19 protein-coding genes are annotated in these 23,717 nt (G+C 63.0%); 14 read left to right on the top strand and 5 right to left on the bottom strand.

The features are described 5' to 3' along the window. The first annotated feature begins 3 nt into the window (after positions 1–3). The 4 genes from CR492_RS12040 to CR492_RS20805 all read left to right on the top strand — a co-directional run bounded on the left by CR492_RS12040 (position 4) and on the right by CR492_RS20805 (position 6,863). Positions 4–1,998 carry a glycosyltransferase family 2 protein gene (locus CR492_RS12040; protein WP_102844002.1) on the top strand — a complete coding sequence of 665 codons (1,995 nt, stop codon included), beginning with the start codon at positions 4–6 and terminating at the stop codon, positions 1,996–1,998. A 190-nt stretch (positions 1,999–2,188) separates the two neighbouring features. Continuing rightward, positions 2,189–3,709, top strand: a complete 1,521-nt coding sequence (locus CR492_RS12050) for a glycosyltransferase family 4 protein (protein WP_146030252.1) — start codon at positions 2,189–2,191, stop codon at positions 3,707–3,709. A gap of 15 nt (positions 3,710–3,724) precedes the next feature. Continuing rightward, positions 3,725–4,651, top strand: a complete 927-nt coding sequence (locus tag CR492_RS12055; RefSeq protein ID WP_102844005.1) for an NAD-dependent epimerase/dehydratase family protein — start codon at positions 3,725–3,727, stop codon at positions 4,649–4,651. A gap of 10 nt (positions 4,652–4,661) precedes the next feature. Further along, on the top strand, positions 4,662–6,863 hold the full coding sequence (locus CR492_RS20805; protein ID WP_180982526.1) for a glycosyltransferase: 2,202 nt from the start codon (positions 4,662–4,664) through the stop codon (positions 6,861–6,863). A gap of 14 nt (positions 6,864–6,877) precedes the next feature. Here the strand turns inward: CR492_RS20805 and CR492_RS12065 are convergent, their stop codons facing one another. Next, positions 6,878–9,163 carry a glycosyltransferase family 2 protein gene (locus CR492_RS12065; protein WP_102844006.1) on the bottom strand — a complete coding sequence of 762 codons (2,286 nt, stop codon included), beginning with the start codon at positions 9,161–9,163 and terminating at the stop codon, positions 6,878–6,880. Positions 9,164–9,378: 215 nt separating this feature from the next. Between CR492_RS12065 and CR492_RS12070 the strand changes: the two genes are divergently transcribed. Next, on the top strand, positions 9,379–10,560 hold the full coding sequence (locus tag CR492_RS12070; RefSeq protein WP_102844007.1) for a polysaccharide biosynthesis/export family protein: 1,182 nt from the start codon (positions 9,379–9,381) through the stop codon (positions 10,558–10,560). Positions 10,561–10,571: 11 nt separating this feature from the next. On the opposite strand, the gene rfbA is transcribed toward CR492_RS12070, so the two are convergent. The 4 genes from rfbA to rfbC form a co-directional block, all read right to left on the bottom strand. Next, a complete protein-coding gene (gene rfbA / locus CR492_RS12075) occupies positions 10,572–11,441 on the bottom strand; it encodes a glucose-1-phosphate thymidylyltransferase RfbA (RefSeq protein ID WP_102844008.1) in 870 nt (289 codons plus the stop codon). Positions 11,442–11,530: 89 nt separating this feature from the next. Continuing rightward, positions 11,531–12,406, bottom strand: coding sequence for a dTDP-4-dehydrorhamnose reductase (gene rfbD, locus CR492_RS12080; RefSeq protein WP_102844009.1), 876 nt, complete (start codon positions 12,404–12,406; stop codon positions 11,531–11,533). Then, a complete protein-coding gene (rfbB, locus tag CR492_RS12085) occupies positions 12,403–13,473 on the bottom strand; it encodes a dTDP-glucose 4,6-dehydratase (protein ID WP_102844010.1) in 1,071 nt (356 codons plus the stop codon). Before rfbB ends, rfbD begins: the two co-directional genes overlap by 4 nt. Continuing rightward, positions 13,470–14,042: a dTDP-4-dehydrorhamnose 3,5-epimerase gene (gene rfbC, locus CR492_RS12090; RefSeq protein ID WP_102844011.1), complete on the bottom strand. Its 573-nt coding sequence runs from the start codon at positions 14,040–14,042 to the stop codon at positions 13,470–13,472. The genes rfbB and rfbC overlap by 4 nt, the downstream gene beginning before the upstream one ends. Positions 14,043–14,401: 359 nt before the next feature. On the opposite strand from rfbC, the gene CR492_RS12095 reads away from it, so the two are divergent. The 9 genes from CR492_RS12095 to CR492_RS20810 all read left to right on the top strand — a co-directional run bounded on the left by CR492_RS12095 (position 14,402) and on the right by CR492_RS20810 (position 23,612). Continuing rightward, positions 14,402–16,591, top strand: a complete 2,190-nt coding sequence (locus CR492_RS12095) for an RNA degradosome polyphosphate kinase (protein WP_102844012.1) — start codon at positions 14,402–14,404, stop codon at positions 16,589–16,591. A 326-nt stretch (positions 16,592–16,917) separates the two neighbouring features. After that, on the top strand, positions 16,918–17,952 hold the full coding sequence (gene pstS, locus CR492_RS12100; protein ID WP_102844013.1) for a phosphate ABC transporter substrate-binding protein PstS: 1,035 nt from the start codon (positions 16,918–16,920) through the stop codon (positions 17,950–17,952). A 71-nt stretch (positions 17,953–18,023) separates the two neighbouring features. Further along, entirely contained in the window at positions 18,024–18,992 is a 969-nt protein-coding gene (pstC, locus tag CR492_RS12105) for a phosphate ABC transporter permease subunit PstC (RefSeq protein WP_102844014.1), read from the top strand. Then, a complete protein-coding gene (pstA, locus tag CR492_RS12110) occupies positions 18,992–19,906 on the top strand; it encodes a phosphate ABC transporter permease PstA (protein ID WP_102844015.1) in 915 nt (304 codons plus the stop codon). The genes pstC and pstA overlap by 1 nt, the downstream gene beginning before the upstream one ends. An 11-nt stretch (positions 19,907–19,917) precedes the next feature. Then, positions 19,918–20,736 (top strand): phosphate ABC transporter ATP-binding protein PstB, encoded by an 819-nt coding sequence (gene pstB, locus CR492_RS12115; protein ID WP_102844016.1) that lies wholly within the window; start codon positions 19,918–19,920, stop codon positions 20,734–20,736. Positions 20,737–20,890: 154 nt separating this feature from the next. Beyond that, positions 20,891–21,127 (top strand): hypothetical protein, encoded by a 237-nt coding sequence (locus tag CR492_RS12120; protein ID WP_102844017.1) that lies wholly within the window; start codon positions 20,891–20,893, stop codon positions 21,125–21,127. Positions 21,128–21,166: 39 nt separating this feature from the next. After that, positions 21,167–21,865 (top strand): hypothetical protein, encoded by a 699-nt coding sequence (locus CR492_RS12125; protein ID WP_102844018.1) that lies wholly within the window; start codon positions 21,167–21,169, stop codon positions 21,863–21,865. A gap of 155 nt (positions 21,866–22,020) precedes the next feature. After that, positions 22,021–23,055, top strand: a complete 1,035-nt coding sequence (locus CR492_RS12130) for an MBL fold metallo-hydrolase (protein WP_102844019.1) — start codon at positions 22,021–22,023, stop codon at positions 23,053–23,055. Positions 23,056–23,180: 125 nt separating this feature from the next. Then, positions 23,181–23,612 (top strand): hypothetical protein, encoded by a 432-nt coding sequence (locus tag CR492_RS20810; protein ID WP_180982527.1) that lies wholly within the window; start codon positions 23,181–23,183, stop codon positions 23,610–23,612. Positions 23,613–23,717 lie beyond the last annotated feature (105 nt).

The raw sequence follows: 23,717 nt of genomic DNA on the forward strand, positions 1-23,717 counted from the left end.
CTGATGGCCGGGCCTCGACGGACCCCTGCGCCGGTTCCTTCGCTTGTGCCCGCGCGGGACGTTGAAGGAGACGCGCCGCATTTCGAGGCGCTGAGCGGGCGGCCCTTTCTGGCGATCGAGCCTGCGGCGCTAGTTCCGCCTTCGGGCTGGTTCAGGCTCCGCTACCGGCTCTCTTTCTTCGATCGTCCCGTGCGCCCCATCATCAGCTTCCGGCGCGGTGGCGCGGAAATCGGATGGCGTTTGCTCCCCGGTCCCGTGCTGGGGCGCGGCGAGGGGCTCCTTACCGCGCCAGCGGGAACGACGGCGGTCTGGATCTCGCCTGTCGCCCGCGCCGGCCGGTTCAGCTTCGTTCTGGAAGCGATTGAGCCGGTCCCCGCCGCGGATGTTCTTCGCCGCGGCTGGGCAGGAGATCGTGGCCGGTTCTTTAGCGCGCTCGCCACCTTCGCGCTCGGCTGGCGGCCGGAGGCTGAGCTGAATTTCCGCTGGGCGACGCAACACACGCCCTGGTCACAGTGGCCGGCCTATCGCGACCGACTCGCGGCCCCGCCGGATTGGCGCGAACTGGAGCGTCCGCGCTGCGACTGGACAGCCGCGCCGAGGGTCAGGCTCCACGCGCGCCTTGACGCCGATACGCCGCCGGAAGTTGTGGAAACGACGCTCGACAGCCTGCGGGGCCAGATGTTTCCGCATTGGTCGCTCCAGGTCGCGGGCGCTGATGAGAAGATCGCGGCGCTGGCGGCGGAGGACGCCCGGATCGGGGCCTGCGGCGGCCAGTTGCTCCACGGCCAGGATCGCGATCTTGCTGGATTTATCGGCTTCGGCGATCGTCTCGCGCCTCACGCGCTCGCCTGCTTCATTGAAACGATGGCGCGGGACGCACGTGCGTCAGCCGCCTATTGCGATGAAGATCTTGGGCCGGAGCCGGTTTTCAAACCGGAATGGAGCCGCAATCTCGAAACGGCGCGACCCTATGTCGGCCGGCTGTTGCTGGCGCGGCTTTCTCTTGCCCGCGCGCGTCTGGCGTCGTTACCCGCCTTCGAGGAGGCGGCTTTCGCCAAAGAGGTTCTGCGCGGCCTCACCCGTCACGAAGTCGCCCACATACCGCGTCCGTTGATCGAAACCCGGCCGCGCGCGAATCCGACCCGCCCCTCTTCGCCCCGGCCGCCGACAGCCAGGGCCCCGCATGTGACCATCATCATGCCGACCCGCGACTGCGCTCCTCTGCTTCGGCAGAGCGTGGAAAGCCTGCTGGCGAAAACCCGCTACCCCGCCTTCGATCTCGTGCTGGTCGACAATGGCAGCACGGAGCCTGCCGCGCTGGAGGCGCTGCGCGCGGCTGGGCGCGACAAAAGAGTGAGCCGGATCGACTCTCCGGGCGCCTTCAACTTCTCCCGTCTTTGCAACCTCGGGGCCGCCGTCGCGACAGGCGAGGTGCTGGTTTTCCTCAATAATGACGTTGAAATTACAGAAGGCGACTGGCTCGGCGAGCTGGCGTTTCAGGCGCGCCGCCCGGACGTCGGCGCGGTTGGCTGCCTCTTGCTCTATCCCGACGGACGCATCCAGCATGCAGGGATCGTACTCGGCCTGGGCGAAAGCGCCGGCCATTGCGACGCCGGACTTGCGGCGAGCGCGCCGGGCTGGCTTGGCCGCAATGACGCGGTTCATGAAGTCTCGGCCGTCACCGGCGCCTGTCTTGCCGTCGAGCAGAGTAAATTCGCAGCTGTCGGGGGCTTCGACGAAATCCATCTGCCGATCGAATTCAACGACATAGATCTCTGCCTGCGGCTTGAGGAACGGGGATTCCAGACGCTCTGGACGCCCCTCGCGCGCCTCACCCATTTCGAGTCGGCGAGTCGGGGCAAAGCGACCTTCCGCCGGCTCGGCGCCCATGCCGCCGAGCGCGCCTATATGCTTGACCGCTGGGCCGATCGCCTGCGCGACGACCCCTGCTATCATCCCGGCCTTTCCCTGTTCAGCCTCACGCCTCAGTTGGCGTGAGCCGACCGGTTCGTTGCCCCGCCTGCGCAAAAGCGCTATCTGACCTTTTGCGCCCTGACAGGCGCGCTCCGATATCGCGCCCTCGCAAAATGCGTTAAATCGTTGTTATAAACTGTAGCTTTACGCGCTGCGCAGCCTCGATCTTGCCGCCGCGTCGCGCCGGCCAATTCAGCAGCGGCATGGAGGAACGGTGGCCGAATTCGCTGTAGGTCCGCGCGTCGGCGCCGAGGCGGAGGCCGTTGAAAACGCGGCCCGCGAACGGAGGGAGCTGAAGCGCGAGCTTATCATCGTGCAGGATCATCTCGCCGACGTCGAGGCCCGCCTCGCGAGGCTGAAGCCCTTACTGCAGGCGGCGTCCTTGTTTCGCCTCGCGCCGCGTCTGGCAATCGGTCTCTGTCTCTTGATCTGGAAAACCGTCGCGCTGCTCTGGCGCTGGCCTGTGGCGCTGAGAACGATCGAGGACGCGCGCTTTCGCGCCACGCGTCTGGCGTTTGATCCGGAAAGCGGAGCCTGGACGCGGCGGCTCGACCGCGCGGCGTTCTGGGGCAATTTGCGGCGCTCGTCCGGTTTTTTCCCTCCGCCGGTTTACGTCGTGCGGCCGCGCCAGAGAATGGGGCTCGCGCGCCGCCCGAAAGTGTTGCACGCGATCGCCAATGTCTGGGTTGGAGGATCGACGCAACTCGTCGTCGATCTCTACGACCATCTCGGCCATCGCATCGAAATGGAGACGATAACCTCCTCCTTGCCGCCGTCTGGCGCGCATGAGGGAATGACCATCCGGCTGGCGCCTCAGCCGGTCTCGCGGCATGTGGTGCGCGCCACCTTCAGCCGGTTCCGCCCGGATCTTGTCCATATTCACTACTGGGGCGACGTCGACGAGCCTTGGTATCGCGCCATCTTTGAAGTCGCGGCCGAGTTTGAATGTCCCGTCGTGCAGAACGTCAACACGCCGGTCACGCCCTTTGCCGATGCGCCGGTCGCCTGCAACGTCTTTGTCTCGCAAAGCGTCCTCGACCGTTTTGGCTCCAAGGCGCCGGCAAGGGTGATTTATCCGGGCATCGATCTTGACCGTTTCGCTCGGCCCACCGTCCCGGCCGCGGGCGCCTTCGACACGATCGGCATGATCTACCGGCTCGAAAATGACAAGCTCAACGCACAGGCGATCGAACTGTTTATCGCGGTCGTCAAGAAACGCCCGGCGACGCGCGCGATCATCATCGGCGACGGCTCGCTGTTTGCGCATTTCCGCCGCCGCGTGATCGAAGAAGGGCTGCTGCCGCATTTCGAATTTTCCGGCTACGCGCCTTATGAGGAGTTGCCGGCTTTTCTGGCGCGCTTCAAGATTTTCGTCGCGCCGGTGCGTCAGGAAAGCTTTGGGCAGGTCATTCCCTTCGCCATGAGCTGCGGGCTTGCGGTGGCGGGCTATCGCATCGGCGCCGTGCCGGAAATTCTGGGCGACGATGAAACCCTTGGCCAAACGCTTGGCCAAACCCTTGGCGAAACCCTCAATGAAACGGCCGGGATCATTGTGGCCCTGCTTGACGACCGCGCCCGGATCGAAGCGCTCGGGCGGCGCAATCAGGCGATCGCGAAGGCGCGTTTTTCAGTCGGGGCGATGGCGGCCGCCTATTGCAGCCTCTACCGCGATATTGCGCCGGGGGATTTCGATATGGCGCCCGGCCTTCCTGACGCCGTTCTTTTTCCCTTGTAGGCGAGCGCCGCGATCATGATGGGCAAAGCCCTCGTTACCGGCGCCAGCGGTTTTCTCGGGCGAGCCCTCGTTCCAGTTCTCCTTGCGTCCGGCGCGGGCGTGATCGCCGCCGGGCGCGGGCAGAGCCCGTTTGCAGCCCATCCGCGTCTGACCTGGCGCCGCATCGACCTTGCCGATCCCGCCGCGCCGCTGCGGGAAATCACGTCGGGCGTCGATTGCATCTATCATCTGGCCTGGTCGACGGTTCCATCGGAGGCGAGCCTTTCCCCCGCCGAGGACGCGCGCGCAAATATCGTCGGCTCCCTGCGCCTCATCGAGAGCATTGCGCCGGGCGCCGCCCCCCGCTTTATCTTCGCCTCGTCGGGCGGGGCGATCTACGGCCGGCTGCGGCAGGCGCCGGCGAGCGAGGATCATCCGCTGAATCCGATCTCGGCCTATGGCCTGTCGAAGCGCACGGTCGAAGCTTATCTCGACCTTTTCGCCGACACGGTCGGGTTGCGCCCGGCTTCACTCAGGATCGGCAATCTTTTTGGACCGGGGCAAAATTCCGCGCGGCTTTTTGGCGCCGTCACCCAGTTCAGCAAGGCCGCCCTGACGGGAGCGCCGATCATATTGTTCGGCGACGGCTCGACGGTGCGCGATTACGTCTATATCGACGATGCGGTTGATGCGCTGATCCGCGCCGCGCGAACAGAAGATTCGTCGAGAACGCTGAACATTGGCAGCGGAGAAGGACGCTCGTTGAACGATATCATCGCCTGTCTCGAATCACAGCTTGGCAGACCCGTCAAAGTCGAGCGCCGGCCTGCTCGCCCGTTCGATACGCCCCTCTCAATTCTCGATCCCTCGCGCGCGCGGCGCGAAATCGGCTGGTCGGCGCGGGTTTCGTTCGAGGAGGGGGTGGCGCGCACCTTGATAAGCCTCGCGGGCGGCGCGGCGTGAAGGGCGACTGATGAGAATTGCGCTTTACGTCCATTGCTTTTTCCCAACTCATTTTTATGGCACCGAAGCCTATACGCTGACGCTCGCCAGGGAGTTGATCGCGCTTGGCCAGGAGCCCGTCGTCGTGACGGCGACGCTCGCGGGCGAGCCGGCGCAAAAGGAGCTTGTCGAGGAGCGAATCTATGAGGGCGTCCGCGTCGTCTCGATCGACAAGAATCTTTTTCCCAATCGCGGCGTCCGCGACACCTATGAGCAGCCGGCGCTGCGTCATCTGCATGAGCGTCTGTTGCGCAAGATCGCGCCGGACATCATCCATGTCTGCCATCTTATCAGCCATACAACCGCGCTGCTTGACGTTGCGGGCGCGATGGGCGTTCCTACATTCGCCACGCTCACGGATTTCTTCGGGTTCTGCTACAACAACAGGCTTGAAGACGCACAGGGCGAACTCTGCGCCGGTCCCGACGCGGCGCGGGCCAACTGCATCGCCTGTTTCCTGAAGCTTGTCGGCGCAAGGCCGGAGGCGAAGCCGCTGACGCGGCTCGGCGCCGATCCGCGTTTGCGCCCGTTTGTCTCAAAGCAGCTTGCAAGGCTCGGCGAGCGGCAGGACGAGCCATTCAGCATTGCCGGATTCACGCCAAATGACATTGTCGCGCGGCCGGATATCCTGCGCGAGGCGATGGGCGTCTATTGCGAAGCGATCGCGCCGACGCTTTTCCTGAAACAGGCCTATCAAGACAATGGCTTTCCGGCGTCAATGCATGTCAGCCATTTCGGCGTCGACATCGATCGCGCTCCAAAACCTCTGCGCGTGGAAGGCGGCGGGCTGAAGCTCGGCTTCATCGGCCAGTTGTTTCCCCACAAGGGAGCGCATCTCCTTCTCGACGCCTTGCGCGCGAGCGGCCGGACGAATCTGACCCTGAAAATCTGGGGACCGGACGATCAGGATCCGGCCTACTACGCCACGCTGCGGCAAAAGGCCGAGGGTCTTGCCGTCGCATTCCCCGGTATCCTGCCGCGCGCGGAGCTGGCGCATGCGCTTGGCGATCTCGATTATCTCATCATTCCCTCGACCTGGTACGAAAACAGCCCGCTCATTCTCCTGCAGGCGCTCGCCACCCACACGCCGGTCATCATTTCTGACGTGGCCGGGATGACGGAATTTGTCGAGGACGGCCGCAACGGTTTCCATTTTTTGCGCGGCGACGTCGCAAGCCTGACCGAGGTCCTGTGCAGGGCAGCCGACGATCCGGCATTGGCGACGCGTCTCAGCGCCGCGACGTTCTACGACCATACGCCAGCCGACATGGCGAAGGACGTTCTGTCGATGTATCGCGCTTATGGATTATCTGACGTAGATCATGAGAATGACGCGCCGGCCCTCGGCGAGCCCGCCAACACCGCCGTTGAACTCGGCTTTGAAGGCGCGCTGGAGTCATGGTTCGCCCACAACGAAGCCGCCCTTGATCTGGGTGACGCCGCGCGCGAAACCATAGCGCCGTTCCCGCCGCTCGATCTGATGCAGGCAACCTCGGGATTGAGCCGCCCGGAGGATTTCGCGCGGCATGGCGTCGACATCATGCGGGCGCTGGCGTCGGCCCATGCGACAGATCTCCACGCCTATCGCGCGTGGCTCGATTTCGGCGTCGGCGTCGGACGCGTGGCGCGGCTTTTCAAAGGCTATCGCGGCGTCTACGTCGGCGTTGACGTCGATCCTCGCATGATCCAATGGGCGCGCGCCAATCTGCCCTGGGTCAAGGCTCTGCACACAACGCCGCGCCAGCGGTTGCCTTGCGGGGATCAACGCTTCGACGCTGTGGTGAGTATCTCCGTCTTCACCCACATGAACGAGGAAGACCATCGATTCTATCTTGCGGAGTTGCATCGCGTCACGCGGCCCGGCGCGTTGCTGATGCTCACCCTCCACGGGCAGAAGGCGATCGAACGGGCGTCGGCCGACCCTGCGATCCTCGGTCTTTTGGGCATTTCGCCCGATGCGCTTCAGGCGGCGAGCCTCGCCCTCAGCGAGGGAGACGGGTTTCACTTTACGCTTCAGTCCGGCCATCTGACATCGCAGGCTTATGATTACGGGATTACCTTCGTGAACCGGAAATGGATCGACGCCGTCTGGACGCAATGGTTCGACATTGAATCCTATGTCGAAGGCGCCATCCATAATTTTCAGGATATCGTCGTCGCCCGCAGCAAGTAGGGCAGGCAAGCGACCTATCCGAAGTCTTTCGCCAGCACCCCCAACTCGATGATGACGCGGGCAATGAGAGCTTGCCGCCCGGCCTTATCCAGCGTTACGTCGCAATCAGCCAGATTATGCAGAAAATGGGCGACCTCCCGCTTCTGTTCTGCGTAGCCGGAGCGTCGCTTTGCGATGATATCTGACATATCATCAAGCGATCGGGCGAGATCCGTATTGGCTGTGAAGGCGGGACGTACAGGAAGCAGCGCAGCCGATCGCGCCTCATATTCGAATATTGTCTGAGCGAGGCTCAGCCAAAATATCCGGTCCGCGCATGCGGCGTCTTGCAGGATCGGCCGCTTGATGGCGAGCGCCTCCTGCACGGCAAGCATTCCGCGTTCGCCATCCTGCGTCACGCTGCGGGGGTCTTGCCGGCGCCTGTTCAGGGCCTCAGGGCAAAAGGCGACGGCGCCTTGCCGCAGACATGCGACATAGGCCGCCCAATCGCCGCAATAGTGAAATCTCTGGATGGTTTCGAGGACGCCGCATAGCGCGGCGCGCTTGAAGAGAACCGCGCTGACGTTTGGAATTGTGTTCTTGACAGCGAGGGCTGTCGTGATTTCGCGCGCGCCGTCTTCCACATACCCGGACAACCATTTCGCCTCATCCAGCGTATCCGTGTAGAAGCGGCAGCTTGAGGCAAGCGTTTCGCCTTCGGCTCCAATCGTTTCGGAGTCGCTGTAGGCGAGTACGATATTTTGATTTCGGAAAGACGCGACCATTCGCTCGAGAAAACGGGGATCGGAGCTGTCATCGCTCTCGGCGATCCAGACGAGCTCGCAGCGGGCCTGGAATGCGCCTTTGGCCCATTGTTTGAAAGGCGAGCCGCTGTTGGCGTCAGCCGCGATGATCGTGAATGGAATGGCCGATTTCGCCTGCCACAGTTGTGCGATTGCGAGGCTTTCGTCGTCCGACGCGTCGTCGAGGAAAATGATCTCGTCGGGCGGCAGGGTCTGGGCGAGGATCGAGCCGATACGCTCGTCGAGATAGCGCGCGTGATTGTAATTCGGAATGATTGTGGAAATCGTCGGCCGCGGCGTTTCGCGATAGTCGATTTTGCGGCGCAGAAGCTCGGCCCAATCCGCTGTGGTCAGCTGCCTCGAGGCGTCGACCTGATGATGCGCAAGAGCAAGTTCTGTGCAGAGGGGCGAGAGCGATGCGGTTGCGCCATTCGCCTCGATGACGAGGGCTCCGGGATCGCGATATTTAAGTGCGCGCAGGAGCCGGTCGAGGACGATGCCGGGTTCGAGCGGCGCCAGATTTGGCAGCGACAGATCGAGCATGGCGACGCCCTCGCGCATAGTCGCGTCAGGCATGTTGGCGACGACGTAAAGATCCACTTGCGGCAATTGTCTCAGCACAGCGCAGAGAGCGGCCGTGGCGGCCCCGACAAGGTCAATGATGAGAACAGGAAAAGGCGCATGAGGACGCTCAGCCCTCGTGGCCCGGCGCCAGGGAAAATCGTCAAAAACAGCGACAGGCGAGCCAGGCGGCGGCAATGCGGCGTCAGCGCTGCGCCAGTTTGCGCGCCCCTGATCCGCATAGTCGGTCAAGGCCTGCTCCAGCGTGACCGACGCCTGCGGCGCGTGAGCGACATAGAATCGGGGGTCGAAACATTCATGAGGCCTGCGCCCTTCGGCGGCGCCGCGAGAAAGATAATGACGCAGAGGCTCGATGCCCGCGTCGCGCGCGCCGGGATTTTTCATGAGGTACCAGGGCGCGTCGAACAGCGGGCCGGGGGAGCGTCCGCCGCGCGCGCCGGAGGCGACGAAATGCAGGAAGGGATCGAAACCTGCCCGCCTGACGTCAGGATTTTGGGCAAGATACCAGTCGCGGTCGAACAGCGGTGTTGGCGAGGCGTTGCCGGGCAGGCCATAGGCAATAAAATGGCCGAGCGGCGTCAGACCGTGAAGGGCGCCAGCGCTTTTGCGATAATAGGCGGATGAAAAATAAGGCGACGGATCGCGTCCCGCAGCTGCGCCATATTTGATGTAATCGATCAGCGGGTTGGCGGCTTTGCAACACGCCGTCGCTCGATACCAATCGGGATCGAAGAGGAGATGCGGCCGCGCCCCTTCGAAAGCCCCTTCAACCAGATAATGCATGATGGGACTGAGTTCGCCTGTCTCGAAGGCGGGATATTCCTTTCTGTACCAGTCCGCGTCGAAAATCCGGCTGCGCGCAATCAGCTCGGCAAGATACGGTAGAGCCTTAAGAGTCTTGATTTTCAGCGGCATGGTCGCGAAGCGTTTGCTCAACCGGTTTCAGCGCTTTTATGGAGTGCGCCGGCCCGTCTGTCGAATAGGCTGGACCATTCCATTCTGAGGGGAGGCCAAAACGCGGACATATTTTGAGCAAAGGTTTGTTGTGACCTATTTGCTACAGCTTCCCGCTAACGCCGCAGGGACGGGGCTTCGCTGTGGTTTCGAGCCGCCGGCAATGATAAATCTCGGCTGTCATGGGTGGATCGCGAATGCGGAATGACTTTGCAAATGTCGCGCGCATTCTGCTTTCCGGCGCGATCGCGATCGCTTTGACCGGCTGCGCGACGATTCTGCCTGGAGCGGGGCCGAGCAACGACGATGTCGTGGCCCAATCCTCCTATCCCGGCTTCCAACGCTACGAAGTCGTCGACATCAATTCCTCCGTTCTTGACATTTTGCGCCACCGCGAAGCCGACAGTTTTCTGGCCCATTTTGGCGATTACAGACCTTCGGTCGAACCAAAAATCGGCGTTGGCGATACAGTTTCCGTGACTATATGGGAGGCCGGCGCCGGCGGGTTATTCTCGGCTCCGCTGGTTAGCGACCGCTTCAGCACCGGCTCAAAGAGTTCGACCATTCCCGATCAGATCGTCGGCCGCGACGGTTCGATCAGCGTTCCTTACGCTGGACGCGTCAGGGTGGCGGGCCGCACGACGCAAGAGGTGCAGATCATTGTCGAACGCGCGCTTGCGGGCAAGGCGATCGAGCCGCAGGTTCTGATCAATATGCCAAGGTCGGTCAGCAATAGCGTCACCGTCACGGGAGAAGTGGCCAATGGCGCGCGCGTGCCCCTGAGCGTCAGGGGCGATCGCGTCATGGACGTCATCGCAACGGCGGGCGGAATCCGCGCTCCGGTGAACGAAACCTATGTTCAGCTCTCGCGCGGGCGCGAAACAGTTCGCGTCGCGATGACGCGCGTCTCGTCCGATCCACGAGAAAACATCTTCCTGCGCCCCAACGACGTGTTGACGTTGATCCGGGATCCGCAAACCTTCATCGCTTATGGCGCGACGGGCCGCAACGCCGAGATTCCCTTCGACGCCGAAGGCATCAGCCTGTCGCAGGCGCTGGCCAAGGCCGGCGGCCTGCTGGATTTTCGTTCCGATCCCGCTGGCGTCTTCATCTTCCGTTTCGAGCCTGAAAGCGTCGTTCGCGCGCTCAACCCGAACACGACCATCGCGGCGCCGCATCAGTTGACGCCGGTCGTCTACCGGCTGAACCTGCGCGACGCGGCGAGCCTGTTCGTCGCCCAGGGCTTCCGCATCCAGAACCGCGATCTGCTTTACGTCTCGAATGCGCCGATCACCGACGCGCAGAAAGTCATGGAAGTCGTCGGCCTGATCTCCGGCCCGACGACGACCGGCCTTGCCGCCTATTCCTTCGTCAAATAACGGCGGCGGCGTCAGGCCTTGAAATGGTCGATCAAGCGCTGGCCGTATTTGGTTTTGCCGAGCTTGATCGCAAGCTGGGCGAAAGCATCCTTCGATATCCAGGCGTTGAGATAGGCGACCTCTTCCGGCGCCGAAATCAGCTGGCCCTGCCGTTTTTGCAGGACTCTGACGAACTCGGCCGCCTCCATGAGGGAGTCATGCGTGCCGGCGTCGAACCAGGCAAAGCCCCGTCCCAGTCTTTCAAGCTTCAATCGATTCTGCCGAATGTAGAGGTTGTTGAGATCAGTGATTTCGAGTTCGCCGCGCGCCGACGGCTTCAGGCTGCGCGCCAGTTCGACGACGTCGGCGTCGTAGAAATAGACGCCGATCGCCGCCCAGCTGGATTTCGGCTTTTGCGGCTTCTCCTCGATCGACAGAACGTCGCCCGCCTCATTGAATTCGATGACGCCGTAGCGCTCCGGTTCGTCGACCGAATAGCCAAAAACGGTGGCGCCGCCGATTGAGGCTGCGGCGCGCCGCAGCGTTTCCGACAGGCCGTGGCCGTAAAGAAGATTGTCGCCAAGGATAAGGCACGCCGGCTTGCCGTCCAGAAATTCGGCGCCGATGAGAAAGGCCTGCGCAAGCCCGTCTGGAGCCGGCTGAACGGCATAGGCGAGCTCAATGCCCCATTGGCTTCCATCGCCGAGAAGATGCTGGAAGGCCGGCTGATCCTGCGGCGTCGAGATGATCAGGATTTCCCGGATTCCGGCCAGCATCAAGGTCGACAGCGGATAATAGATCATCGGCTTGTCGTAGACGGGCAGGAGTTGCTTGGACGTCACCAGCGTCAGCGGATGCAGACGCGTCCCCGACCCTCCCGCAAGAATAATCCCTTTACGCATGATCGATCGCCTCTTGCCGCCGCGGTCTTGTGAAATTCGGGCTTATGAAATGCCGGACGTCTGCGCCGCGCACTGCTGGTCGATTAAATTCAACTCTTGCCGGTGAGCGCTTGCGCGACAGCATCGGTTTCCTCGCCCCAGTGGTGAGCGCCAAAACCGAACTTTCGCACGAACAGGCTGCAGTCGAGAACGGAATTGGCCGGCCGCCGCGCCGGCGTCGGATAGTCGGCTGTCGCGATCGCCGTAACCTTTGGCCGCCGGCCGGTGATGTTCGCCTGCGCCTCGACGATGCGGCTGGCGAAGCCGTGCCAGCTCGTCGCGCCAACGCCGGCGAAATGATAGAGGCCATATAAATCGGAGCCCGTCTCGAGCCGCGGCGCGAGGCGCAGGATGGCGACGGCGATATCGCGCGCTGAGGTCGGGCAGCCATGCTGGTCGGCGACGACGCGCAGCTCGTCGCGGTCTCTTGCGAGGCGCAGCATGGTTTTCAAAAAATTATTGCCGAACTCGCCATAGACCCATGAGGTGCGCAAAATGATGTGCAACGGCGCGGCGTCGCGCACGGCGGACTCGCCGGCCGCTTTGGTGCGGCCATAGACGCCGAGCGGAGCAAGGGGATCGCTTTCCATATAAGGGCCTATTTTGGTCCCGTCGAAAACATAGTCGGTCGAGAGATGGATCAGAGGTGTTTCGCGCGCGGCGCAGGCCTTGCCTATGACGCCCGGTCCGATCTCATTGCCGCGCTGCGCTGCGTTGATTTCCGTTTCGGCGAGATCGACTTTCGTGTAGGCGGCGGCGTTGACGACGAGGGTCGGCGCCGTTTCGTCCAAGGCGCGGGCGACATCCGCTGCGTTGGCGATATCGACCTCCAGGCGCGACAGCGCCTTGCAGGCGACGCCCTTGGCGAATGCGGTCCGCTGAAGCTCCTGTCCGACCTGACCGCCGGCGCCAAAAATCAGGATCATGCGACGCCAAGCCGTTCGCCGCGGTAGACGCCAGTCCTTATGCGCTCCCACCAGTCGCGATGTTCAAGATACCATTGAACTGTTTGCCGCAGCCCGGACTCGAATGTCTCACGCGGCCTCCAGCCGAGATCTGCGGCGATTTTGCTGGGATCGATCGCATAGCGCAGATCATGGCCGGGCCGGTCCGAGACGAAGCTCACAAGCCCGGCGCGCGGCCCGATGGCGCGATCCGGCGCAAGCTCGTCGACCAGAGCGCAGATGGCGTGGACCACGTCGAGATTGCTTCTCTCATTGTGGCCGCCGATGCAATAGGAGCCGCCGACGGCGCCTCGGAAGGCAACGGTCAACAGCGCGCGGGCATGGTCCTCGACATAGAGCCAGTCACGAATATTGGCGCCGGCGCCATAGACCGGCAAAGGCTTGCCTTCGAGCGCGTTGATGATCGTCAATGGGATCAGCTTTTCGGGGAAATGATAGGGGCCGTAATTATTCGAGCAATTGCTGAGCACCGTCGGCAATCCATAGGTGCGCCGCCACGCGTTGACGAGATGGTCCGACCCGGCTTTTGACGCCGAATACGGCGAATTCGGGCAATAGGCCGTCGTCTCGACAAAAAAGCCCTCCGGCCCGAGCGAGCCAAACACCTCGTCGGTCGAGATGTGGTGGAAACGGAACGACGCCTGCCGCGCGGCGGGCAGGGCGCGCCAATAAGCCAGGGCGGCCTGCAGCAGGGTGAAGGTTCCAACGACATTGGTCTGGATGAATTCGCCGGGACCGTCGATCGAGCGGTCGACGTGGCTCTCCGCCGCCAGATGCATGACGATATCCGGCTGGAACTGCGCAAAAACCGCCTGCATTCGCGGCGCGTCGACAATGTCGGCGCGGATAAAGTCATAGCGCGGATTGGCCGCAACAGGCTCCAGCGAATCAAGATTGCCGGCGTAAGTCAGCTTGTCGATGACGAGAACGCTGTGGGCCGTCTCGCCGATGATCTCACGCACCACGGCGGAGCCGATGAAGCCGGCGCCTCCCGTCACGAGAATCCGTTTCGGCGCCGCGTCATTCATGGCGCGCTAGCGTCAAAATGAAACGGCGAAACGAAATCCGCGAAACGTCCGAGCTTGGCGTCCTTGTCGGAAAGGAAGGCGCCGCCGGCCTCAAGAGGCCACTCGATCTTGAGGTCGCGATCGTTCCAGATCAATCCGCTTTCGCAGGTCGGGGCATAGTAATCATCGACCTTATAGGCCACTTCCACATCGTCCTCGAGGGTGCAGAACGCATGCGCGAAGCCGCGTGGAATAAGCAATTGTTCGCCGCCGCCGGCGGTGAGCGTCTCGCCGATCCACCGCCCGTACGTCGGCGAGCCGGCGCGCAGATCGACCGCCACGTCGAAGATCGCGCCGCGCACCGCTCTGACAAGCTTGGCTTGAGACGCTGGCGGCAGCTGGAAATGCAGGCCGCGGATCGTTCCGGCCTTGGCCGAAAAGGACTGGTTGTCCTGGACGAATTGTGCGTCGACGCCCGCCTCGGCGAAGGTCCGCTGATTGTAGGTTTCAACGAAATAGCCGCGCTGGTCGGCGAACCGGCGCGGTTTCAAAACCAGGACGCCCGGCAAATCTGTCGTCTTGACGTCCATCGGTCCCCCATCGTTGCGACGGACCATTCTGCTTTATGGAGCGCCTATTGCACAGATTTTGCGTCTTTCGTCCACCCTGAGCGTCATTCCTCGCCGGGGCCGGCCTCCTCGACGCCATGAACGGCGGCGGCGCGGCAGGACTGTCTTCGCTCGGCACACGGCGCGGGCGCGGCGCGCCAAAGAAATTCCGCGTGGTCGCCAGATCGCAGAATCGGAATTGGGGCGCCTCAAGCCGTTGCAAGCCGATCGCGACAGCCCGTCATGCGTTTGTCACTCTGTCGTGGTGAATTGCCGCCGCCGCCGGAACCCGCCTCCTGGGGGGCGGCAATGGAGCCAATATGACAACTTCGGTCGAGCGCATGGATGAAACGGACTGCGTCGCCGACGCCGCGGCCTTCCGTGGCGACATTGCACACGATCCGAAGCGTTTCATCAACCGCGAACTGTCCTGGCTCGCCTTCAATCGACGCGTTCTCGAGGAAGCCTCAAACGTCTCCCATCCGCTGCTCGAGCGCGTGCGCTTCCTGTCGATCTCCGCCAGCAATCTCGACGAATTCTTCATGGTCCGGGTGTCGGGCGTCATCGAACAGGTCGAAGCCGGCCATGCCAACCCGTCCATGGATGGATTGACGCCGGCCGGGCTGCTCGCCGAGATCCGGACGTCGACCGCGCAATTTACCTCCGATCAGGAACAGGTCTGGAGCGAACTGAGGCAAGAACTCAAGGCCGTGGGCGTCGCGATCATCGGTCAGGCGGCCTGGACCGGCGCGGACCTCGCGCGGCTCGAAGGCTATTTCGCCGACGCCATCTTCCCCATGGTGACGCCGATCGCGATCGATCCGTCGCGTCCATTTCCCTTCATTCCGAATCTCGAATTATCGCTTGCGCTCGAAGTGGTGCAGCGGGCCGATCTGCGCGCCTTCTCGGCTCTCGTGCGCCTTCCGGCCAAGCTTGCCCGCTTCTTCCGGCTTGACGACGGCGCTGGCGGCGAGGCGCGGTTCGCTCGGGTCGAGGAGATCGCCGCGCATTTCGCCGACCGGCTGTTTCCAGGCTGCGACTTTGGCGCAATCGGGCCGTTCCGCGTCGTTCGCGACCTCGACATCGAATTCGCCGAGGAGGCCGAAGATCTCGTCGAGGTGTTCGAGGCGGCGATCAAGGCGCGCCGGCGCGGCTCGGTGATCCGGCTCGAAGTCGATGGCGCCATGCCGGCGTCCTTGCGCGAATTCGTCGCCGGACAGCTCGCCCTGCCGCCGGAGGAGGTCGTCGTTCAGGACGGCATGCTGGCGCTGAGCGCCCTCTCGCAACTCGTCGGCGCCGATTTGCCGAACCTCAAATTCCCGTCCTTCGCGCCGCGTTTCCCCGAACGCGTCCGCGAATTCAACGGCGATTGCTTCGCAGCGATCCGCGAAAAGGACATCATCGTCCATCATCCCTATGAATCATTCGACGTCGTCGTGCAGTTCCTGCAGCAGGCGGCGCGCGATCCAAATGTCGTCTCAATCAAGCAGACGCTCTATCGCACCTCATCGGACAGTCCGATCGCCAAGGCGCTCGTCGAGGCCGCCGAAGCCGGCAAGTCGGTTACCGCCCTCGTCGAACTCAAGGCGCGCTTCGACGAGGAAGCCAATATCCGCTGGGCGCGTTCGCTGGAGCGCGCCGGCGTGCAGGTCGTGTTCGGCTTTCCGGAACTGAAAACCCACGCCAAGCTCTCCATGGCGGTGCGGCAGGAAGCCGGCGGCCTCGTGACCTACTGCCATATCGGCACTGGCAATTATCACCCGATCACCGCCCGCATCTACACCGATCTCTCGGCTTTCACGGCCGATCCCGCCGTCGCCCGCGACGTCGCCCGCGTCTTCAACTACATCACCGGCTCGAGCCCGCCAGGGGCGCTGGAGCGCCTTGCGATTTCGCCGATTTCGGCCAAGCGCCGGCTCCTCGAGCATATCGAAGCGGAGGTCGCCCATGTTGCGGCCGGCCGGCCCGGCGCGATCTGGCTGAAGTGCAATTCCATCGCCGATCCCGAAATCATCGACGCGCTTTATGCGGCGGGCGGCGCCGGCGTCGACATCGAGCTGGTCGTGCGCGGCATTTGTTGTCTTCGGCCCGGCGTTCCTGGGCTTTCGGAGAACATCCGCGCCAAATCCATCGTCGGACGTTTCCTCGAACATTCCCGCATCTACGCCTTCGGCAACGGCCATCGCCTGCCCCATCCCGACGCCGCCGTCTATATTTCCTCGGCCGATCTGATGCCGCGGAATCTCGATCGGCGGGTCGAGACGTTGTTTCCGATCACCAATCCAACCCTGCACGAACAGGTGCTGGAACAGGTGCTGCTCGCCAATCTTCTCGACAATGAGCAGAGCTGGACGATCCTTTCGGACGGGTCGAGCCGGCGCGTCATGCGCGGCGAAGGCGAAGCGCCGTTCAGCGCGCAAACCTATTTCATGACCAATCCGAGCCTCTCCGGCCGAGGCAAGGCGCTGGCTGGCTCCGCGCCCCGCAAGCTGGCGGAAGCCGCGGCGAAAATGGCGAACGCTGCGGATTAGCGCCGCGCCGCGATCTTGGCGGCCGGCCGTTTCCGGCGCCGAAGCGGTCTGATTGTCATCCACCTGTCATAAGGCGCGGCTACGGTTCGGGGCATCTGGCGGACGCTGCGTCGACGCCGAAAAACGGGTCAATCAAGACGATCGACTTGAGCTGTACCGTGGGGTTGTCGCGTCAAAACGATGCGTCAGCGCCGGCGAAGCGACTACTGCCTGCTCCCTCCGCGCCCGCGGGCGGGGCATGTTCGACGCCAAGGACTTGATATGAGCGGCCCGAAAGGTCTCGCAAATACGGTCTGGAACAATTCATCGCCAGAGGCATCCAAAACATGGAACTACGCTCGATAAAACTTAAGTCGCTCTTCGCCGGCGCGTTGCTGCTCGCCGCGCAGGTCTCTTCGGCCGACGCGGCGGACCTGCGGCTCATCGGCTCGGGCGCCAGCTTTCCCTTTCCGATCTATTCGGCATGGTTCAAGGGGTTCAGCAAGGCGACCGAGGGCGTGACGGTCGACTATCAGGCCAAGGGCAGCGGCGCCGGCATCCAGGATCTTACCAACGCTACGGTCGACTTCGCCGCCAGCGACGCGGCGATGACGCCGGAGCAGATCGCGAAGGTCGCCAACGGCGTCGTTCTGCTGCCGATGACCGCCGGCGAAATCGTGCTTGCCTATAATCTTCCCGGCCAGCCGAAGGATCTGAAGCTGCCGCGCGACGTCTACCCTGAGATTTTCCTCGGCAAGATCACCAACTGGAGCGATCCGCGCATCGCCGCGGCGAACCCCGGCCTCAAGCTGCCCGATATGCCCATCACCGTCGTGCGGCGCTCGGACGCCAGCGGCACCAGCTTCGTCTTTACAAAGCACCTCTCGGCGATCAGCCCGGCGTTCAAGGATCAGGTCGGCTTTGGCACCACGGTGAACTGGCCGCAGAGCGACAAGATCGTCGCCGCGCCGAAAAACGACGGCGTGACGGCCACCATCAAACAGACGCCCGGCGCGATTGGCTATATCGAATGGGGCTACGCCAAGCTGACCAAGGCGGACGTCGCCCTGCTGCAGAACAAGGCCGGCAATTATGTCGCGGCGGGCGGCGAAGGCGGACCGCTGGCGCTGGCGAGCGTCGATTTTCCGCCGGATCTGATCGCCTGGGTGGACGATCCGAAGGACCCCAAGGCCTATCCGATCGCGAGCTTCACCTGGATGCTGTTCTATCAAAAGCAGGATCCGCAAAAGGCTGAGAACCTGCGCAAGCTCGTCGCCTACGGCTTGACCGAGGGCCAGAAGCTCGCCGACAGCATGGGATATATCCCCCTGCCGGCCGGCGTGATCGAGAAGGTCAAAGCCGCGGCGGCCAAGATCCAATAAGTCTATGAACGCCGCGCCGCTGGCAGCGGCGGCGCGGCTTCCAGGTCATTCAAGTTTTCGAGGGGCGCCAGTTGACTGTCCAGTTCGTCTTACCTGATAGCCGGTCGCTATCGCGCCCGCCTTCCGCCGCAGCCTATCTGGTTGATCGCGTTTTCGTCGTGGTCTCGACGCTGGGCGCCGTGGCCATTATTGCTCTCGTCGCCTATATCCTTTACCAGATCGGTCATCAGGCGCTGCCTGCCATCCAGCGGAACGGCGCCGGCTTTCTTGTCGGCACGAGCTGGGACGTGCAGACCTCGACCTTCGGAATCCTGCCGCAGATCTGGGGAACGCTTTACAGCTCGCTGCTGGCGCTGCTGATCGGCGGCTTCGTCGGCGTCACCATCGCGATTTTCCTCACGCAGGATTTTCTGCCGCCGCGCCTCGCCGTCACTTTCCGCACCCTGATCGAAATGCTGGCGGCGATCCCGAGCGTGGTGTTCGGCCTCTGGGGCATTTTCGTCGTCATCCCTTTCGTGCGGCCCGGCGCAAACTGGCTGAACGATCACTTCGGCTTCATCCCCTTCTTTTCCACTTCGCTCAGCGGACCCGGCCTGCTGCCGGCCGTGATCGTGCTTTCGATCATGATCTTGCCGACGGTCGCCGCCATCTCGCAGGACGCCATCGGTCTGGTGCCTTACAAGATCAAGGAGGCGGCCTACGGCATGGGAACGACGCGCTGGGAGGCGATCCTCAAGGTGATCGTGCCGACGGCGTCGGGGGGCATTTCCAGCGCGCTCGTGCTCGGTTTCGGCCGCGCCCTCGGCGAGACCATGGCGCTCGCCATGCTGATCGGCAACGCCAACCAGATCTCGCTCTCGCTGTTCTCTCCGGCGAATACGCTCGCCGCCCTGCTGGCGTCGAACTTTCCCGAAGCCGCCCAGGTCGAACGTCAAGCCCTGATGTATGCGGCCCTGATGCTGCTGGCGATCACGCTGATCGTCAATGTCATCGGCACGCTGATTTTGCTTTGGACACAGCGGAAGATGGTGAAGGCCTAATGTCTGTCGTGAGCGAGCCCCCTCTCAGCGCCGGACAGGCAGCCGCCTCGGCCGTCGTTCCCAATATCAACCTGCAGCGCAATCCCTTTGAGCTGCGCGCGATGCAAAGCGTCCTGCTCACGGGCGGGACTTGGCTGGTCGCCGCGCTTGGCGCCGTTCCGCTCCTCTCCGTGATCTACATGCTCTTGGTGAAGGGCGGCGCCCGGCTCAGCCCCGAGCTTTTCACGGAGCTGCCTCCGGCCGGCTTTGAAATCGGCGGCGGCATTGGCAACGCGATCCAGGGCACGCTCGTCACTGTGGCGATCGCCTCGGCGCTCAGCATACCCTTGGCGCTTCTCGCCGCCATTTACCTCGCCGAGCTGCGCCCGGACAGCCATCTCGCCAATTGGGCGCGGTTTCTGTCCAAAGTCCTCACCGGCTTCCCCTCGATCCTCGCCGGCGTGTTCGTCTATGCGGCCGTCGTCATCGTCATGGGATCCTATTCGGCGCTGGCCGGCGGCATCGCCCTTGCCGTCCTGATGCTGCCAACTGTCACATTGACCGCGGAAGGCGCGATGCGGATGGTGCCGCAGCGAATGAAAGACGCGGCGATCGGAATGGGCTGCACAAGAGCGCAGGTGGTCTGGAGCGTGACCTTGCCGACGGCGCTGCCGAGCGTGGTGACGGGCATTATCCTCGCCGTCGCCCGCGTCGCCGGCGAGTCAGCGCCCCTGCTGTTCACGGCCCTGTTCAGCAATTACTGGCTGCGCAGCGTCACGGAGCCGACCGCCTCGCTGTCGATCCTCATCTTTAATTTTTCAAGCATGCCGTTCGACAATCAGATCGAACTCGCCTGGTCCGCCTCGCTTGTTCTTGTCCTGATCGTCCTCGGCTTCAACATTCTCAGCCGTTTCATCGGCCGTCCGCAGGTCTAAGGAGCCAACTCATGTCCGACGTCGCCACGCTCGAACGTCCAAAGCCGGCGGCTAGTCCGGATGTCGCAATTTCCTGCTCGGTGCAGAAAATCTTCTACGGCGCCTTTCTCGCGGTGCGCGACAGCGTCGTGCCGATCGAGAAAGGCAAGATCACCGGCTTCATCGGCCCGTCGGGCTGCGGCAAGAGCACCGTCCTGCGCAGCCTCAACCGCATGAACGACCTCATCAAGGGCTTCCGGCTCGAGGGCCAGGTCCATTTCCTCGGTCAGGACATTTATGGCGCCGGCGTCGATCCGGTCGTGGTGCGCCGCCATATCGGCATGGTGTTCCAGCAGCCCAATCCGTTCTCGATGAGCATCTTCGACAATGTCGCCTTCGGTCTGCGGCTGAACCGCTTCAAGGGCGACGCCGAGGAAAAGGTCGAACATGCGCTGCGCCGCGCGGCGCTTTGGGACGAAGTGAAAGACAAGCTGAAAGCGAGCGGTCTTTCCCTCTCCGGCGGCCAGCAGCAGCGTCTCTGCATCGCGCGGGCGGTCGCCACCGAGCCGACGGTGCTCTTGATGGACGAGCCCTGCTCGGCGCTCGACCCGATCGCCACGCGGCGCATCGAGGAGCTGATGCTGGAGCTCAAGAAGGACTACACCATCGCGCTCGTCACCCATAACATGCAGCAGGCCCGGCGCGTCGCCGATGTGACGGCGTTCTTCTCCGTCGACATTTCGCAAGGCGGGCGCACGGGACATCTCGTCGAGATCGGCGACACGGACCAATTGTTTGACGCCCCGCGGGAAGACATGACCAAGAAATATCTGCGCGGCGAATTCAGCTGAACCTTGCCGTCAAGGCGGTCCCTCAGACCGTCGTTTCCTGGCCGCGTGGCGCGATGCCGGCGCGCGGCAACGAGGGCGTCGGGGCGCGGATCAAGATCAGCGAAGGGTCGATCGGCTATGCTGAATATGGTTTCGCGCATCGGCTTGCCTGCCGATGGCGACGCTGCAGAACAAGAGCGGACAGTTCGTCGCGCCGACCTCGGAAACCCGGACCGCGGCAACTGCGTTACCCTGTGATGCCGGAATCGATGCATTGAGTGGCGCGACGACAAATCCCGTCGGCAGGGAGGCCTATCCGATTGTCACTTACAGCTGGCTCCTGCTCTACCGCAGCCATCCGGCCGATCGGGCGCGCGTTGGATTCGGAAAGACCGCCGTTTCGAATCTTTAGGAGACGACCGTCGCTCCCGCCCAGGAGGTCGCAAGCGATATGAGCGTGCTCAATCTCGCCGCAATCGAAGCCGCCCTTCGCGAGGTTCAGCGTGTTTTCCCTCAGATCAACAAAGAGCTTTTCGACCGGCGCGATTCCCTCGACGACGAGGTGATCGAAAACATGATGCAGGCCTACGCCCTCGTCGATCAGCTGCTGACCGATCGCGTCGATATATTTGCGATGGGCCAGCTGAACCATTGGTTGAAATTGAACGCCGTCGTTCTTTGCGGCGCCGATCCGCAGGTCGTCCAGCGTCACCACCGCCTGCTTGAAGCCACGGCGACGCGCTTCTACGACGAGCCCGGCGCCGGCATCGGCGATGTGATGGACTGGTACGCCCTGAATCGCGGCAAGAGCGTGTGGCGGCGCGCGGCCGGCGTATTCAATCGCATCCTCAGCGATCCGCAACTCTTTATCGAAGGCAATCACCGGAGCGGCGCGCTCATCATGTCCTACGTGCTGGCCAGAGAGGGATACCCGCCGTTCGTCCTGACCAAGGAGAATGCGCGCGGGTTTTTCAATCCCTCGTCGGTGATCAAAAAGGCGAAGAAGCGCAGCTTCATCATGCAGTACAAATTTCAGAAATTTACCGGCCTCTTCGCTGATTATCTGCAAAATCAGCAGAACCCTGCCTTTCTCGCCTCAACGCGGACGAAGACGGAGAAGAAGGCCCTGGCCGCGCGGCCTTCCGATTAAAGCACGCCTTGGTTCGGCGACGCGTCCAAGCATGCGCGGGGGCGGTCTTGATGAGGTCTGCGGCCGGCAGCATTTGACCTCTCGCCCGCCATGGCGAAATAGAACATGCTTGTTCCCGCCAAACCTATTGAATCGGAACATCACAGGAGCCGCCGATGATCTTCCGCCAGCTCTTCGATCATGTTTCCGGCACTTATACCTATCTCCTCGCCAGCCGGCCGGGTGGCGAGGCGCTGATCATCGATCCCGTGCTGGAAAAGGTTGACCGCTACCTGCAGCTCGTTGACGAGCTGGACGTCAAGCTCGTCAAAGCCGTCGACACCCATTTGCACGCCGACCATGTCACGGGCCTTGGCGCATTGCGCGACCGCACGCATTGCGTAACGGTGATGGGCGAACAGACCAAAGCCGACGTGGTCTCCATGCGCGTCGCCGAAGGCGACCGCATCGACATCGAAGGTTTGAGCCTCGACGTGCTTTTTACGCCGGGCCACACGGACGATTCCTATTCCTTCTTGCTTGAGGGCCGCGTCTTTACCGGCGACACGCTGCTTATCCGGGGCACCGGGCGCACCGATTTCCAAAATGGCGACCCGCGCGCGCAATATCACTCGATCTTCGACCGGCTGCTGAAATTGCCGGACGAGACGCTTGTCTATCCAGCGCATGACTATAAGGGGGACACCGTGTCGACCATCGGCGAAGAAAGACTGTTCAATCCTCGCCTCAAGGTCCGCTCCGTCGACGAATATGTCGACCTCATGAACAACCTCAACCTGCCCAACCCGAAAATGATGGACGTCGCGGTCCCGGCCAATATGCGCGTCGGCCTCCACCAGGAGGAGATTGCGCGCAAGGGCTGGGCGGCGCAGGCGGCCGAGGCGCTCGCGCTCGTCGGGCGCTCCGACATTGCGATTGTCGATCTGCGCGAGAAGCGCGAGCGCGAAAAGCACGGAATCATTCCGGGGTCGCTGCATGCGCCCTATCCGGACCTGCAGGAAAGCATCCGTCCCGGCGGCGCGCTGCATGAGCTGGCTGCGTCGGGCAAGACAATCCTGTTTTACTGCGCTTTCGGCGAGCGCTCGGCGATGGCCGTGCAGGCCGCGCAGGACGCCGGCTTCAAAAGCGCCCGCCATATTGCGGGCGGCCTTGACGCCTGGAAAAAGGAGAACGGCGCAGTCGCGCCCTAGTCGCAGTTTCTCGCCCAGCCATTGGCGAGCGATCGGCCGCGGCGCAGGATGCGGCGCGCGCTCCGAAAACATCAGCTTTGCCGCGCGCTCTCATGCTATATTTTGGCATCAGAAGGAACATCGCCTTGACGCCCTCCAAAATTTCAATCCGCCAGATCAAGGCGGCCCGCGCGCTGCTCGACTGGTCGCAGGAGCAACTGGCCGAGGAGGCCGGCGCGTCGCTGGCCAAAATCAAGCAGCTCCAGGTAGAGGACGCCGAGATCGATGGCGGCTCGGCAATCGCCATCAAGCTTGTGGCGGCGTTCGACAAGGCCGGAATCACTTTTATCGAGGAGAACGGCGAGGCGGTCGGCGTCAGATTGAAAAGCGCCGCCTTCGCCGCCGCCGAGGCGGCCGATATCACCTCGGCGATCGCGGCAATCGATGAAAAGCTCGCCACCATCAATATCGACGGTGAGCCAAGCCCCGAAATCGGCATGAACCTGCTCAAGAAAGCGCACGTCCAGAACGAGCGGACGAAGCTGAAAAACCGCCGCGCGAAGATCCGCAAAGGCTGATCGACATCGATCGACATAAGCCAGCCCCGCGTCCCGTCGTCGCGGCGCGTGGCCTTCGTCCACGATCTTCCCCTCGGGTTGGGGGGCGTTGACCGCCGCCGGCCT

The sequence above is a fragment of the Methylocella silvestris genome, from assembly GCF_002891535.1.
Lineage (GTDB): Bacteria > Pseudomonadota > Alphaproteobacteria > Rhizobiales > Beijerinckiaceae > Methylocapsa > Methylocapsa silvestris_A.

What these genes read in the sequence shown, in the direction of transcription:
- CR492_RS12120 (WP_102844017.1), top strand. Translation starts at nt 20,891, where the DNA reads ATGGCGACGCTGCAGAACAAGAGCGGACAGTTCGTCGCGCCGACCTCG.
- CR492_RS12055 (WP_102844005.1), top strand. Translation starts at nt 3,725, where the DNA reads ATGATGGGCAAAGCCCTCGTTACCGGCGCCAGCGGTTTTCTCGGGCGA.
- rfbA (WP_102844008.1), bottom strand. Translation starts at nt 11,441, where the DNA reads ATGCGTAAAGGGATTATTCTTGCGGGAGGGTCGGGGACGCGTCTGCAT.
- pstA (WP_102844015.1), top strand. Translation starts at nt 18,992, where the DNA reads ATGTCTGTCGTGAGCGAGCCCCCTCTCAGCGCCGGACAGGCAGCCGCC.
- rfbD (WP_102844009.1), bottom strand. Translation starts at nt 12,406, where the DNA reads ATGATCCTGATTTTTGGCGCCGGCGGTCAGGTCGGACAGGAGCTTCAG.
- pstB (WP_102844016.1), top strand. Translation starts at nt 19,918, where the DNA reads ATGTCCGACGTCGCCACGCTCGAACGTCCAAAGCCGGCGGCTAGTCCG.
- CR492_RS12070 (WP_102844007.1), top strand. Translation starts at nt 9,379, where the DNA reads ATGCGGAATGACTTTGCAAATGTCGCGCGCATTCTGCTTTCCGGCGCG.
- rfbC (WP_102844011.1), bottom strand. Translation starts at nt 14,042, where the DNA reads ATGGACGTCAAGACGACAGATTTGCCGGGCGTCCTGGTTTTGAAACCG.
- CR492_RS12095 (WP_102844012.1), top strand. Translation starts at nt 14,402, where the DNA reads ATGGATGAAACGGACTGCGTCGCCGACGCCGCGGCCTTCCGTGGCGAC.
- pstS (WP_102844013.1), top strand. Translation starts at nt 16,918, where the DNA reads ATGGAACTACGCTCGATAAAACTTAAGTCGCTCTTCGCCGGCGCGTTG.
- CR492_RS12130 (WP_102844019.1), top strand. Translation starts at nt 22,021, where the DNA reads ATGATCTTCCGCCAGCTCTTCGATCATGTTTCCGGCACTTATACCTAT.
- rfbB (WP_102844010.1), bottom strand. Translation starts at nt 13,473, where the DNA reads ATGAATGACGCGGCGCCGAAACGGATTCTCGTGACGGGAGGCGCCGGC.
- CR492_RS12125 (WP_102844018.1), top strand. Translation starts at nt 21,167, where the DNA reads ATGAGCGTGCTCAATCTCGCCGCAATCGAAGCCGCCCTTCGCGAGGTT.
- CR492_RS20805 (WP_180982526.1), top strand. Translation starts at nt 4,662, where the DNA reads ATGAGAATTGCGCTTTACGTCCATTGCTTTTTCCCAACTCATTTTTAT.
- CR492_RS12040 (WP_102844002.1), top strand. Translation starts at nt 4, where the DNA reads ATGGCCGGGCCTCGACGGACCCCTGCGCCGGTTCCTTCGCTTGTGCCC.